This is a genomic window from Pseudomonas fluorescens group sp. (genome assembly GCF_020093335.1).
Classification (GTDB): Bacteria; Pseudomonadota; Gammaproteobacteria; order Pseudomonadales; family Pseudomonadaceae; genus Aquipseudomonas; species Aquipseudomonas petroselini.
The window spans coordinates 43,443-57,611 of the sequence record NZ_JAIOKW010000012.1 but is presented as its reverse complement, the minus strand read 5'-3'; the positions used below and the strand labels follow the sequence as shown (position 1 = coordinate 57,611).

8 protein-coding genes are annotated in these 14,169 nt (G+C 60.3%); 5 read left to right on the top strand and 3 right to left on the bottom strand.

The annotated features are described in order from the left end of the window. The first annotated feature begins 9 nt into the window (after positions 1 to 9). On the top strand, positions 10 to 1,824 hold the full coding sequence (locus tag K7431_RS15095; protein ID WP_012722451.1) for a DAHL domain-containing protein: 1,815 nt from the start codon (positions 10 to 12) through the stop codon (positions 1,822 to 1,824). After that, complete coding sequence (locus K7431_RS15090) at positions 1,821 to 3,200, top strand: ATP-binding protein (protein WP_012722450.1); 1,380 nt, start codon at positions 1,821 to 1,823, stop codon at positions 3,198 to 3,200. Before K7431_RS15095 ends, K7431_RS15090 begins: the two co-directional genes overlap by 4 nt. A gap of 90 nt (positions 3,201 to 3,290) precedes the next feature. On the opposite strand, the gene K7431_RS15085 is transcribed toward K7431_RS15090, so the two are convergent. From K7431_RS15085 to K7431_RS15075, 3 genes are all read right to left on the bottom strand, one after another. After that, positions 3,291 to 3,596 (bottom strand): HigA family addiction module antitoxin, encoded by a 306-nt coding sequence (locus tag K7431_RS15085; RefSeq protein WP_012722449.1) that lies wholly within the window; start codon positions 3,594 to 3,596, stop codon positions 3,291 to 3,293. Positions 3,597 to 3,604: 8 nt separating this feature from the next. Continuing rightward, the gene (locus K7431_RS15080) at positions 3,605 to 3,883 is read right to left on the bottom strand and encodes a type II toxin-antitoxin system RelE/ParE family toxin (RefSeq protein WP_012722448.1); all 279 of its coding nucleotides are present in this window, start codon (positions 3,881 to 3,883) and stop codon (positions 3,605 to 3,607) included. Between the two features lie 166 nt (positions 3,884 to 4,049). Further along, complete coding sequence (locus K7431_RS15075; protein WP_012722447.1) at positions 4,050 to 4,322, bottom strand: type B 50S ribosomal protein L31; 273 nt, start codon at positions 4,320 to 4,322, stop codon at positions 4,050 to 4,052. Between the two features lie 184 nt (positions 4,323 to 4,506). On the opposite strand from K7431_RS15075, the gene K7431_RS15070 reads away from it, so the two are divergent. The 3 genes from K7431_RS15070 to K7431_RS15060 all read left to right on the top strand — a co-directional run bounded on the left by K7431_RS15070 (position 4,507) and on the right by K7431_RS15060 (position 14,162). Next, positions 4,507 to 6,126 (top strand): FMN-binding glutamate synthase family protein, encoded by a 1,620-nt coding sequence (locus K7431_RS15070; protein ID WP_012722446.1) that lies wholly within the window; start codon positions 4,507 to 4,509, stop codon positions 6,124 to 6,126. 326 nt (positions 6,127 to 6,452) lie between these two features. After that, the gene (locus K7431_RS15065; RefSeq protein WP_043204851.1) at positions 6,453 to 7,586 is read left to right on the top strand and encodes an OpgC family protein; all 1,134 of its coding nucleotides are present in this window, start codon (positions 6,453 to 6,455) and stop codon (positions 7,584 to 7,586) included. A gap of 63 nt (positions 7,587 to 7,649) precedes the next feature. Next, the gene (locus K7431_RS15060; RefSeq protein ID WP_012722444.1) at positions 7,650 to 14,162 is read left to right on the top strand and encodes an NEL-type E3 ubiquitin ligase domain-containing protein; all 6,513 of its coding nucleotides are present in this window, start codon (positions 7,650 to 7,652) and stop codon (positions 14,160 to 14,162) included. Positions 14,163 to 14,169 lie beyond the last annotated feature (7 nt).

Here is a 14,169-nt window from a genome sequence, read left to right as displayed (position 1 = left end):
CCAACTCTCATGACCCTTTCTCGCCGCCGTACCAGCCAGTTTCTCCTCAGCCTGATGACGCTGTTGCTGGCCTCGATCCTGGTGTTTCTGTACGTGAAGTCGTCCCGCGATCAGACGGCCACTTACACCCAGTCCCGCGACCTGATCCGCCAACTGCAGCAACTCAATGCGCAATGGGACAGCGAGGTGCTCAAGGCCAGGATCGCCGTCACGCACAACTACGACCCTCTGGTTACCCCCCTGCGGGAAATGACGCGGCTGTGGGCAGATCTGCAGAGTCACCCCACCTATCACGCCCCAGAAGACCTGTCCCGCTGGCAAGCCACCCTGGAGGGTTACCAGGCGGCGATCCAGGAAAAAGCCCGGTTGGTGGATCAGTTCAAATCCCACAACGCGGTGCTGCGCAACTCCCTGGCCTTCTTGCCGACCGCTGAAGACGATATCCAGGCCCAGTTCAGCCGCTATGACGAGGACGGCAGGCGGCAATTGCAAAGCGTCGCCACCGACACCTACGACCTGCTGCTCAGCAGCCTGGAGTTCGCCCAGGTCACCAGCGACGAGCGTGCCGCCGATATCCTGGTGGGCCTGGGCAAGCTGGCGGTGAACAAGGAACAGTTGCCAACCGAGTTCCAGGCACCGGTTGAGATCTTGAGCAAGCACATCGAGCTGATTTTGCGCGAACAACCGCTGGTCAATAATTTGCTCGAACGGATTGCAGCCATTCCCGTGGCCGACCGCCTGGATGAGCTGACCCATTACCTCAACCAGGATCAACAGACGGCCGACCTCGTCGACCAGAAGTACCATCGTTACCTGCTGGTGTTCGCCACCCTGCTGGTGGTTTTGCTGCTGTACCTGGCCGTGCGCCTGTTGCGCAGCTTTGCCGAGATCAACCGCGTCAATCGGGCCTTGCAGGCCGCCAATGAAACCCTGGAGCAACGCGTGGAGCGGCGCACGCAGCAGCTCAAGGATGCCCAGAGTGAGTTACTCGACAGCGCCCGTCAGGCCGGCATGGCGGAGATTGCTACCAACGTGCTGCACAACGTCGGCAACGTGCTTAACAGCGTGAACATTTCCGCCGACATGGTTGCGCGCAAATTACGCAGCAGCAAGGCCCAGGGCCTGGGCAAGGCCATGCAGTTGATCAACGAACACCAGGGGGACCTGGGTACCTTCCTGACTCAGGATGAAAAGGGTAAGTTGCTGCCCGGCTACCTGAACCAACTGGTGGAGGCGATTGCCGTCGAACAGCAAGGCATGACCGACGAACTGGCGCAACTGAGCAAAAGCGTCGACCACATCAAGGACATCGTCTCCACCCAGCAATCCTATGCCGGGGCGTCAACGCTGCTGGAGCCGGTGCATATCAGCGTGTTGATGGAAGATGCCTTGCGGATGAACGCCGGTGCGCTGAGCCGCCACAATGTGACGGTGGTCAAGCACTACGCCCAGGTACCGGAAATCCTGGCAGACAAACACCGGTTGCTGTTGATCATGGTCAACCTGATCAGCAATGCCAAATATGCCATGTCCAACCTCAGCGACCGGCCACGGCAGATGACCCTCAGGGTCGAGCAGAGGGATGACGATACCCTGCAGATCAGCGTGAAGGACGATGGCGAAGGCATACCGGCCGAAAACATGACCCGCATCTTTACCCACGGTTTTACCACCCGCAAGGAAGGCCACGGCTTTGGCCTGCACAGCTGCGCCCTGGCCGCTGTGGAGATGAATGGCCAGCTCACCGCCCACAGCGACGGGCCGGGCCGGGGCGCGGTATTTACCTTGACCATTCCTCTGACCCTTGCCGGAAGTCCCGCATGAACAAGCCCCCTAACCGACGCATCCTGTTGATTGATGACACGCCGTCGATTCACGACGACTTCCGCAAGATCCTGATGCCTGTGGTTGACTCCAACCAAGTGCTGGATGAGATGGAATCAGCATTGTTTGGCGCTACGGTCAAAGCCAAGGCCCCGGCCTTCGAGCTGCACTCAGCCTACGGCGGAGAAGAAGGCCTGCAATTACTCATCTCGGCGATGGCACAGCAGCAGCCCTATGCCCTGGCGTTCGTCGACATGCGTATGCCCCAGGGCTGGGACGGTGCGAAAACGATAGAGGAACTCTGGAAAGTCGCCCCCGACCTGCAGGTGGTGGTGTGCACCGCGTACTCCGACTATTCCTGGGAAGACCTGCTGGACCGCCTGAATGGCCATGATCGCTTGCTGATCCTGAAAAAACCGTTCGATAACATTGAAGTCCAGCAAATGGCCAATACCCTGGCCAATAAATGGGACATGGCCCGTCGCGCCACGCTGCAAACCACTCACCTGGAGCAGTTGGTGGAACAACGCACCCAGGCGCTGCAACTGGAAATCGACGAGCGCAAGCACCTGGAAAGCCAACTGGTGCAGTCGGAAAAACACGCCTCGCTTGGCCAACTCGCGGCGGGTGTGGCCCATGAAATCAACAACCCAGTGGGTTTTATCTCATCCAACCTCAGCACCCTGGACAGCTACTTCAACCAGCTGCAACAGATGCTCGATGCCTATCAAAGCGCCGAAGAACTGATTGCGCCGCAAGAACAGCGTGATCAACTCAAAGCCCTGCGAACCGGCCTGGAGCTGGACTTTCTCAAGGAAGACATTCCAATTCTGATCCGGGAGTCCAAGGAAGGCATCGGCCGCGTGGTGCAGATCGTCAAGGACCTGAAGAACTTCTCCCGTGTCGACAACGACCAGACCTGGCAATTTGCCAACCTGCAACAGGGCATCGATTCGACGCTGAACATCGTCGCCAGTGAACTCAAGTACAAGGCCGATGTGGTCAAACACTACAACCCACTGCCGGAAATCGAATGCCTGGCCTCGCAGCTCAACCAGGTGGTGATGAACCTGGTGATCAACGCCGCACAAGCCATGGGGCCGGAACGCGGCACCATTACCATCAGCAACGGTGTGGAAGGCGAGAATATCTGGCTGGAAGTGGCGGACAACGGCTGTGGGATTACACCCGAAACCGTGCAGAAGATCTTCGACCCGTTCTTTACCACCAAGCCGGTGGGCGAAGGCACCGGGCTGGGGTTGTCACTCTCCTACGGCATCATCAAGAAACACCATGGCAACATCTCCGTCAGCAGCGAGGTGGGCAAGGGAACGACCTTTCGGGTGGTGTTGCCGATACGGCAAACGGCGGCGTAGGGCTGTATAGAGAGGGTTAAACAACCCCACGAAACGATCAGCATTAAAAACCCGGCTATTTGCCGGGTTTTTAATGCACCAAGTACAACATCATGCGCAATGCGCAACTTTTTCGACTTCCTTGTAAATCTGAGCACCCTTGGTGATTTCCGCTGTGCGCAGATCATAGGCAGTCTGCAGGTTCAGCCAGAATTGCGCGGATGTTTCAAAGGCAGCAGCCAAACGTAACGCGACATCCGCGCTGATGCTGCGGCGCATCAAGACGATGTCATTGACCGTAGGCGCGGAAACATGCAGCGCCCTTGCGAGAGCAGCGGCGGTAAGGCCCAGCGGTTCCAAGTACTCTTCCTTGAGAATTTCCCCAGGGTGTACGGGACGCATGCCATTCTTAAACATGATTCACCTCAGTGGTAATCCACAATTTCAACGTTTTCCGGACCATTTGGCCCCCAGATGAAACAGATTCGGAATTGACCATTGATTCGTATGCTGTGTTGCCCCTCGCGGTCACCATATAGCTGTTCCAACCGGTTTCCCGGCGGCGAACGCAGGTCGGTGAGTTCAACCGCAGCATCCAGCATGCTCAACTTTCGTTCCGCCACTGAAAGGATGGCTGACCAACGACGCGTTCGACCGGTTTCAAAAAGGGTTCTGGTATCAGCGCATTTAAAGCTTCTTATCATCTTTTAATGCTTAACGTTATGCGTTAACGACTAACTCTACATTGGTTTTCGGGATATTCAACTGGCAGTTGAATAGCCACTGAGGGGTTGCGACGAGCGGTCGACAATAGTCAAAAAAAAGCCGCTCCGGGAGCGGCAGCAGCCTTTGAGGTGAAACGTGAGTCCCTCACTCCTCGGCTTTCTTCGCACCGGAGCCAAACGATGCAAACCGCTTGTTGAAACCGGCAATCCGGCCTTCAACCTGAGTCTTGCGCTGCTGGCCGGTGTAGATCGGGTGCGAGGCGCTGGAGACGTCCAGCGGGATGTACGGGTAGGTGTTGCCGTCGCTATGTACATGGGTGCGGTCGCTGTCAGCGGTGGAGCCGATCAGGAAGAACACGTCGGCGGCGGTATCGTGGAACAACACGGTACGGTAGTCGGGATGGATACCAGCTTTCATAAGGCCTCCTGGGCGTCTGGGTGGATTCAATGTGTTATACAGTAACGCAAATAATGCACCCAAACGAGAACCGATTGCAATAAGGACAAGCCCCAGCTCAATGCCCTTATCGGTTGTCCCGGCTTTCCCTACAGGCGCAGAATGGCGGATCGACCTGTAGCGTTGAACCTGAGGAAAAAACCGTATGAGCCTGTCGTTACTGAGCCGTTACGCCTTCTTTGCCGTGTGCGTCATTTTCACCCTCGCCAGCCTCCCTTTTATCCACCACGAATGGCTGTGGCCCATCACCCTGGTCACCGGCGTGTTGAGCCTGATCGGCATTTTCGACCTGCTGCAAAGCCCCCACGCCGTGCGCCGCAATTACCCGATCCTGGGCAATATCCGTTACCTGGTGGAAGCCATTCGCCCGGAAATCCGCCAATACCTGCTTGAGTCCGACAGCGATGCCCTGCCCTTCTCGCGGTCCCAGCGCTCGCTGGTGTACTCGCGCGCCAAGAACGAAACAGCGGACAAACCCTTCGGCACCCTGATCGACGTGTACCAGTCGGGCTTCGAATTCATCGGCCACTCCATGCGTCCCGCGCCCCTGAGCGACCCCAACGCGTTTCGCGTGATGGTCGGCGGCCCACAGTGCACGCAACCGTACTCGGCGTCGGTGTTCAACATCTCGGCGATGAGTTTTGGCTCGTTGAGCGCCAACGCCATCCGCGCGCTCAATCAGGGTGCCAAGCTGGGTAACTTTGCCCACGACACCGGCGAAGGCAGCATCAGCCCTTACCACCGCGAACACGGCGGCGACCTGACCTGGGAACTGGGCAGCGGCTACTTCGGCTGCCGCACCAGCGACGGCCGCTTCGACCCGGAACGCTTCGCCGTGCAGGCACAAAACCCACAAGTGCGCATGATCGAAATCAAGATGAGCCAGGGCGCCAAACCCGGCCATGGCGGGATCCTGCCCAAGCACAAAGTCACCCGGGAAATTGCCGACACCCGCGGCATCATGATGGGCGAGGATTGCATCTCGCCGTCGCGCCACAGCGCATTTTCCACGCCGATCGAACTGATGCAGTTCATCGCCCAACTGCGTGAACTCTCCGGTGGTAAACCGGTGGGTTTCAAGTTCTGCCTCGGCCACCCGTGGGAATTCATGGGCATCGCCAAGGCCATGCTCGACACCGGTATCCTCCCGGATTTTATCGTGGTCGACGGCAAGGAAGGCGGCACCGGCGCCGCGCCCGTGGAGTTCACCGACCATATCGGCGTGCCGCTGCGTGAGGGCCTGCTGTTCGTGCACAACACCCTGGTGGGCCTGAACCTGCGCGACAAGATCAAGCTCGGCGCCAGTGGCAAAATCGTCAGTGCATTCGATATCGCCAGCGTCTTGGCCATCGGCGCCGACTGGGCCAACTCGGCGCGCGGTTTCATGTTTGCCATCGGCTGCATTCAGTCGCAAAGCTGTCACACCAATAAATGCCCCACCGGCGTCGCCACCCAAGACCCACTGCGCCAGCGCGCCCTGGTGGTGCCGGATAAGGCCCAGCGGGTGTTCAACTTCCACCGCAACACGCTCAAGGCGCTGGCGGAAATGCTCGCGGCGGCCGGCCTGGATCATCCGTCACAGCTGTCGGCCAAGCACTTGGTGCGGCGCATGTCGGCGACTGAGATCAAGCTGTTCTCGCAGTTGCATGTGTTCCTCAAGCCGGGCGAGTTGCTGACGGGCGAGGTGAACGGCGAGTTTTATTCGCGCATGTGGCAGATGGCGCGAGCGGACAGTTTTGAGCCGCATGAAGTGGCGGCAGCGTAAGGGAGCGATACCGTGTTGAACGTCATCGCCGAAGATTTCATCAAGCCGGTACCGAAAATCAATGAGTACCAGGCAAAGCCCTGCCGTGTACTGCTGATGGATGCTTTCTAGGCCGCTCGTATTGCGTGCAAGCCGGCAGCGCCCATGGCGTATTCGCCGGCTACCACGCTGTGTGAGTGATCATGGATATCTAGAGACATTCAGTAATATCCCGGCTTTGCAATTGCTTACAAATACCGCCAACCTGCGCCCGCCCGACGTGCGGCGTGCGACATCCCTGCCACGCGCCTGTCATTACTAAACTATTTGTTCAAGAGCACGCTGCCATGCTGAACGGACGCGACCCGCGCATCGATTTTTTTCGGGGCCTGGCGTTGATCTTCATTTTCTGGGATCACGTCCCCCACAATCCCCTTGGCCAGATTACCCTGCGCAATATCGGCTTCAGCGACGCGGCTGAAGTCTTCGTGTTTCTTGCTGGCTACGCGTCCGTGCTGGCCTACGGCAAGGTCCTGCAGCGCGAAGGCTACTGGATGGCCTGCTTGAAGATCCTGCGGCGCACGTGGGTGCTGTACGTGGTGCATATCTTTTTGCTGGCGATGCTGATGGGTATCGTGTTCTTCGCCAACAGCCATGTGGAAACCCGCGACCTGGTAGAGGAGATGGGCCTGACGCATTTCGTCACACACCCGCAGCAAGCCCTGGTGGATGAATTGCTGCTGCGCTTCAAGCCGAACCTGATGGACCCATTGCCGCTGTATATCGTGCTGCTGGCCGGCCTGCCGTTGGTGCTGCCGTTGCTCCTGCGCAAGACCTGGGCGGTGGTCGCGGTATCGATGGCGGTTTACCTGCTGGCGCCGCACCTGGGGTGGAACCTGGCGGCGATCGCAGACGGTGTGTGGTACTTCAACCCGGTCACCTGGCAGTTCCTGTTCATACTGGGCGGTGCGGCGGCCATTCACGGGCAAACGCCACGGGCGCAGGATGATCGCCCCCTGCTACGCCAGCCGCTGTTCGTCACCGCAGCGGTCTATTCGCTGGTGGCCTGCGTGATCACGATTGCCTGGCGCTGGCCCGACGTACATGACGCGTTGATGCCTTCCGCACTCAGCGAGCTGCTCTACCCGATCAGCAAGACCGACCTGTCGCCGGTCCGTTTACTGCACTTCCTGGCCCTGGCCTATGTCACCGCCAAACTGTTGCCGGGGCGTGCCTGGACGCAAAACTGGCTGGCACGGCAAACCTGCCGGATGGGGCGCTATTCGCTGGAAGTGTTCTGCCTGGGCGTGTTGCTGGCGCCGCTGGCTGACATGGTCAACGCCCTGGCTGGCGATGCCTTCACCATGCAGGTTTTCACCGCCCTGGCCGGCGCTGCGCTGATGGCGACGCTGGCCGCGTGGCTGGAGTTCAACAAGCGCCTGAACACGCCCATGAAGTCCGCAACCCAGGTACATAGTTAACCCCAGGCGCCAAAGGCGCCATGGTCCCCTTGGCCTTCCACCCATTGTGAAAGGCCCCAACACATGCCCACCCACCAACTGCTCAACGGCTTATCCGGCAACCTGCAATCCAGCACAGCCTGGGCCCGGCAACAATCCCTCGAACTGATTCAGCACACTGTCGCGCAGGCCATGCAAGGCCTGACGCCGCCAGAGCAAACTCGTTACCTCAAACTGCAACGCGAAGCCCTGGCTGCCGTCAACGCCGTCGAAGCCGAAAAAAACCGCCTGATCCAGGCCTTCAAAGTCGAGGGCTTGGCTGAGCTGCGCGAGAAGATCGGCGGGCGTGATCCGGAAAACTACCGCCTCTACACCACCTACCTGGAAAAACGCGAACAACCCTTTCCCTGGGAGCCCCGCGTCACTGAACCGCCGTATCGCCCTCGCCGCGCCCTGGATGAATGGCAGTACATCGAGCACACCAAAAGCATGACCCTGTGGGAAGCCGCCTGCCTGAACTTCGGGTTCACCAGCTCGATCATTCAGGCCTCGGGTTATAGCCTGGCAGAAGCCAGTGAGATCATCGGCGGCAACGACGACCGGAGCCTGCCGGTCAAAGACTTCATCGCCGTAGCCCGCAAGCTGAACCTGGGGGGGCGATTGCGGGCGCTCATCAACCCGACGTTAAGCAGCGACGGCACGCTGCGAAACCTGATCAAGGCCTCCTCCAAGGCGCTGCTGCTGTTCGACTTGCTCGACGCCTGGCGCAACCGCGCCGTCACCGGCTTGACCCGCCCGATGTATGACACGCTGCACGCCGCCCTCAACGGCGATGGCCCGCAACCGGCTTTCGACATGCTGAGCCTGACGTCCAGTCGCACGCCCATCCTCCCCAAGCCGCACACCGCCTGGCACACCGCAATGCCCATCCCATTACTGCTGATCAATGTGGCCAGCCTCGGGGTGTTGTCGTATTTCCCTTTTCGCCCAGGCGGCGCGCTGCGCTATCACGTTGACGCGCAGGCGGCCGAAAACGCCTGGCGCGAGCAACTCAACACCAGCCACCAGCAACAGGACCTGGGTTGGTTTTCGCGACAACTGCCGCTGATTGGCCTGGCGACCTTTAAATCGCTGCTGCGCCAAGAGCCGCGTCCCAAGGACATGAATTGGCTGACTGGATTGCTGTATGACGGTTTTCACAAAGCCTTCCCGCAGCGGACCCTCGACAGCGTGCGCTTCTCGACAGCCATGCGCCCGGATCGCCCGTTGACGCTGGTCGAAGCGTTCACTCACCAGCAGATTCAACGCTTCCAGGCCGACCTGGACACCCTGGCGACCCCGCGTTCCGAAGCCGACTGGCAGGCCCTCACGGACGCCGTGGCCGCGATTGCCGGCGAAGTCCTGCAACTGCTGCTGACACCACTGCCCGGCGGCGTGACCGGGCTGAACCGCATGATGCAACTGGCCGTCATGGGCAGCCTGACCTACAGCGTCGGCCAAGGCCTGAGTGAAGCGATCCAGGGTGATGCAAGTGGTTTCGCCAGCGCCATGGCGGATGTCGCCGACCTGGCCGTCAGCGGCCGACTGATCTCCACTGCCGGCAGGCTGCACCGCCAGCGCATGCTCGGCTACCTGAACCGGCTGGGCAACCCACGCAAAGTCACGCGCCCGGACGGCGTCGAAGCACTCTGGAAACCCGACGCGCAACCGTACGCGGTGGCCAACCAGGCCCTGCTTAACGGCAAAACCGCGGACGCCCTGGGGGTCTTTTCCGTCAAGGGCAAACGCTACGTCAAACTGCGCCACGACGACCAGGCACTGGTGGTGGAAGTGCGGCACGACTCGCAGAGCATGCGTTACGTGCTCAAACACGCAAACGCTGACACCTATAACCCACCGATCATTTTCGAACCCGCCTGGCAGGCCTGGAAGTTCGACCTGCATAACGCCCACACGCTGTCCGACATCAAATTGCTGCAGCGCATGCTGCCCAACGGCTCTTCCCATGCCCCCGTGGCCGACCTGGAGCACATGCTCAAGAGCACCGCCACACCGCGCGCCACCCTGGACCGGGTCTGGGCCGGACACAGCGCACCGCTGAACCTGATCGAAGGGGTCAGGCGCCTGCAAGCCGACCGGGTTATCCAGCAAATCATCGACCACTTCGACCAGCCGGGGTACATGCCCCCTCACGGCGACAGCACGGTGTTTTGCCTGCTGACGCAATTGGCGGGCTGGCCGGTCGAAGCCCTGTTGAGCATCCGTGAGGAAGCCGGCGAAGTGATTGAAATTTATAGCAAACCTGAACACGCGCCGACCAAGCCTCACCTGATCAGCCTGACGCGTCGTGAGGACGGCAGCTACCTGGCCACCAATGGCCAGCGGGTATCGCCCGGTTCCGCCGACACGTTGCTGTTACTCATCCTCCAGCTGCAACCCAGTGGTTCGACCCTGGGCCAGGAAACCCGCCACAACCGTTCGCCGGACCAACGGGTCGTCGCCATTCGTGAGCAGGTCGTGGCCCTCGCTCGGCAGGAGCGGATGACGCTGTTCAGCGCCGTGGTCGACTTTTCGGGTTACGAAAAAGGCGAGCGACTTCCTCCTGCCGATGTGCGACGGTTCCTGCCGTTCATGGCATCGCCTCCCTTGGTGGCCGTCACGCCGCTGCTGAAAAAAATGCGCGACCTGAACCGGCCGCTGTCGCCCGCCCACCTTGAGCAACTGCTCACGGCTAACCCACTCACGCCACGCCAGCATCAGGCTTTTCTTGACGCCGGCACCTTGCCGACGGCGTTTGCCGAATGGTTGGATCACCACCGCACGGCGCTGCGTATCGACGCCGCAATAGACGGGCTGTACCACCCACGCGCGCACAATGACGACATTGACCAATGGGCCCGGGAGTTTGCCTCGGCCTTGGTGCGCAACACGCTTAAACGGCCTTTCGTGATCACCGAAGTGGTCGCCGGTGACATCGCCACCCCTTACCTGTCCAGCAGCTCGGACGACCCGACCGTGGAACTGCGCCATTACGGCCGTGGGCGCTATGAAGCGTACGACCTGCGTAACGGCGGAACGATTCCGGTATCTCCCGACAACGAGAGTTTCTACCTGGCCATCGGTTCGGTGCTGCAACCCCATGAGCGCCAGCTACTGGGTATGAACAGCGCCAGCGATAGCCAAGGCCTGCGTACCACGTTGGGGGATTACATGAGCAACCAGCGCAATACCGAAGGGTTTGTCAGCCTGGTCAATGGCTCGTTGGTGCAATACGAACAACGCCTGGACCTGCCACCGGACCTGGCGCCCACCGCCAACGGCATTTTCGTACTCGACGGGCGCCACTACCTGCCGTTGCTGGATGCGCTCTACCGGATTGCCTTCGACAAAAAGCGCCTCAAATGGCGGCTGCACCACCCGACGAAAATCGGCGTCGATACCCCCACCCTTGAACACAACGGCGAAGGCACCTGGCGCCTGTCGAGCGAAAACCCGATGACCTGGGACGACCATCGCCTGCTCTATCGGCTGGGTAACCACGCGTACGCCTTCACACGGGAAATGGCCGCTAAAATCCTGGCCCTGACCGACACCTCCGCGCCGCTGTTGCGCCAAGTCCACCGCAATGGTCGCGCCGTACCGCCGCTGCTGGCAGACACCTGCAAACGCTTGAAGATCGAACAGGAAATCCACCGGTTCATCGAGGCCATGCGCGCCGAGCCCACCTCACGCAGCGCCCAGCCGCACTTGCAGATGTTGGTGATATCGAGCCTGCCGGACTGGCCATCGAGCCACGTGCTGCAGATCGTCGATCGACAGAACCGGGTGCTGCAACAATACCCGGTCAGCCAGGCACCCGATGCCCAGGCCGTGAAGGTCACCGAGCACGATTACAAAGACGCCAAACTGCTGGAAGTGCTGAGTCAAAACGACGCCATCACCCAAGGCCTGCTCGGTGAATTACCCGCGTCCCACGACGAACGTCTGTTCAAGCTGGTTAAGAAAATCGTCGAATTTGCCCAACGCGAAAAAGCCGACATCTTCAATTCGCTCTACGCCCAGAGCGAGACCACCGGCAACCTGCGCGATAAACGCTTCAAAGCCAAGTTCCCGGAACTACCCACCCCGCTGGTCAAGGCCATACTCGAACACGCCAGCCCGCGTGAACTCAGGCAACTTCGCGACAAGCATCAAGTGAGCCTGCGGCTTGCCGAACAGGTGCGCCTGTCCAGCCATGACCTGCGCTTGAACCGGGCTTATGAAGGGCTCTACCTGAGCGCCTGGACCCACCCCGACAGCGACAAAATCACCCTGCACCTGCTCAAATCCCTGCCCACCTGGCCTAAGGGGCTGCGTATCGATATCCACGAAGGTGACTCGCGCGGGCGCCTGCTGGAAAGCGCCGGGCACTTGGACGGTTCGGTGCGCCGGGTACTCGCTCGCACCCAACGCGGCTATCAAGGCTACGCGGCGGACGGCGCACACCTGGGTGCCCCATCGCCCGCGCTGCTGGACGTCATCGTCAAGACACTGTCCGACAGCGAAAAAGCCGCGCTGGGGGTCGTGGGCGAACCGGGTATTGCTGACTTACGCGAACAAATCGCCGCCCTTGCCCTGGAACGTCGGGTCGAAATCAAACGTCTGCTGGACCTGCCTCACGTGCAACCCTGGATGGTGCCGCCGCTGGGCGTGAATCGAACGTTCCTGGCCTACCCGCTGTGGAGTGAGCTGTGGCCCTTCGGCGGTAATCGCCCGCCCGACCTGATGTCCAGGGTCCAGCAGGTCTACCCGCGTTTTTCCAACGACGACGCTCGGCGCTTCATTCGTTCACTGAACCTCAGCGAACCCGCCGCGCTGATTGAACTGGATCGGCGCCAGGCCGAAATCCAAGCATTGCCGACGGAGCTGCAACGCTGGTCCGATGCGACCTACAGCCAAGATGACAGCCTGGAAAGCGACAGTGATCGCGACAGTGACCGGCAATCCTGGAGCAACCTCACAACACGACGCGCACTCGCCCTACGCCTGTGCGAAGCCGCCCGACGGGAAAACCCTCAGCGCTTTATTTTCGGGTTATTTCACCTGTCCTCGTTGACCCTGCAACTGGACGCCATCAATACATTGCCGACCCTGAGCATCGACTCGCGCACGTTCGAGCACATCGAATACCTGCACCTCGCAGGCGATATTTTCCCCGTCCAAGGGGATGCCTTCCTGCGCTATTTCAGCCAGCTGCGCGCGTTGAAAATCGACTGTGACCTGAACGAATTGCCCAGCGCAATCAGCGATATGGCCCACCTCACCCACCTGGACCTGGCAGACAACCGTATCGTGCTGACAGCCACCTCCGCCGAACGCCTGAGCAGGCTGGTCAATCTGCGCGAGCTGAACGTGAGCGATAACCCACTGGGGGTGGTTCCGGACTTCGCCGCGCTAACCGCGTTGCAAACCCTGAACCTGCGCAATACCGGCTTAACTCAATGGCCACACAGCGCGTGGGCATTGCCCAACCTCAGCCTGTTGCACCTGGAGGAGAACCACATCACCACCCTTCCCGAGAGCCTCTTCAGCAGCCCACAGGCCCTGGAACGTCAACGGCGTACGCTGTTGCATGACAACCCACTGACCCTCGAGACACGCCAGCGGCTCGCCCGGTACAGTGCCGAAACCCGGGTCAACCTGCGCGGCGCAAGGCCCGGAATCGTGCACCTGCCGGGTCCGTCCAAGGACTTCAATAACTGGTTGTCGGGCGTACACGCCAATAAACATGAGAGCCTGCGATTTCTCTGGGACGCCTTGCGCGAGCACGAAGGGGCAAGCCCCGACGACACCTTCAGGGTGCTGAGGGACTTGACCCAGTCATACGATTATCGACAGGGCGGGCGGATCAGGGCCGGCCTGACTCAGCGGGTGTGGACGCTGTTGATTGCCATGGGCAACTCGAACCACCTGTGCGAGACAATCTTCCTCAACACTTACGCCGCAGGCACCTGCGGTGACGGCGCGATTTTGACGTTCAGCAACATGGAGCTCATGCACCGGGCGCACCAGGCCAAGTCTCAACAGGGAAGCCATCAAGTGGACAAGGACTTGCTGGTGCTGGCGCAAGGCAGTTACCTGATCGAACAGCTCGACCAGTTTTCCGAGGACCTCATCGCTCGCCTGGAAACGCCGGAAGAACCGCTGGATGCGGCCGAAGTCACGCTGTTTTTCAGGGTCAGGCTCACCGAAGAATTCAGCCTGCCGGTGCACCCCGAACAGATGCTGTATGCCATTGACGAGCGCGTGACCGAACAGCACGTGCAGGAAGCCCGCGACCACCTGAATGCCTTGCGCAGCACACCGGCGCTACAGGACTCGATACTGGAGCGCGAATTCTGGATCGAATACCTGGCACTCAGCTACCCGGAGCCGTTCCTGACGGTGCGGGATGCATCCAAGCTCAAGCAGCAGGAACTGGATCAGCAGGTGCAGAACAAGCGCTCCGACGAATACCTGGAACGACGCCAGTCACTGATAGAGCGAGAAAAACTGGAGCAATACCGCCTGGTCCGGCAATTGACCGAAGCGGCGCAGTTGGCCCAAAGGGTCCACTGACCGCTCC

Excerpts from the sequence above, each read along its gene's own strand:
- K7431_RS15095 (WP_012722451.1), top strand. The coding sequence starts at position 10 with ATGACCCTTTCTCGCCGCCGTACCAGCCAGTTTCTCCTCAGCCTGATG.
- K7431_RS15090 (WP_012722450.1), top strand. The coding sequence starts at position 1,821 with ATGAACAAGCCCCCTAACCGACGCATCCTGTTGATTGATGACACGCCG.
- K7431_RS15085 (WP_012722449.1), bottom strand. The coding sequence starts at position 3,596 with ATGTTTAAGAATGGCATGCGTCCCGTACACCCTGGGGAAATTCTCAAG.
- K7431_RS15080 (WP_012722448.1), bottom strand. The coding sequence starts at position 3,883 with ATGATAAGAAGCTTTAAATGCGCTGATACCAGAACCCTTTTTGAAACC.
- K7431_RS15075 (WP_012722447.1), bottom strand. The coding sequence starts at position 4,322 with ATGAAAGCTGGTATCCATCCCGACTACCGTACCGTGTTGTTCCACGAT.
- K7431_RS15070 (WP_012722446.1), top strand. The coding sequence starts at position 4,507 with ATGAGCCTGTCGTTACTGAGCCGTTACGCCTTCTTTGCCGTGTGCGTC.
- K7431_RS15065 (WP_043204851.1), top strand. The coding sequence starts at position 6,453 with ATGCTGAACGGACGCGACCCGCGCATCGATTTTTTTCGGGGCCTGGCG.
- K7431_RS15060 (WP_012722444.1), top strand. The coding sequence starts at position 7,650 with ATGCCCACCCACCAACTGCTCAACGGCTTATCCGGCAACCTGCAATCC.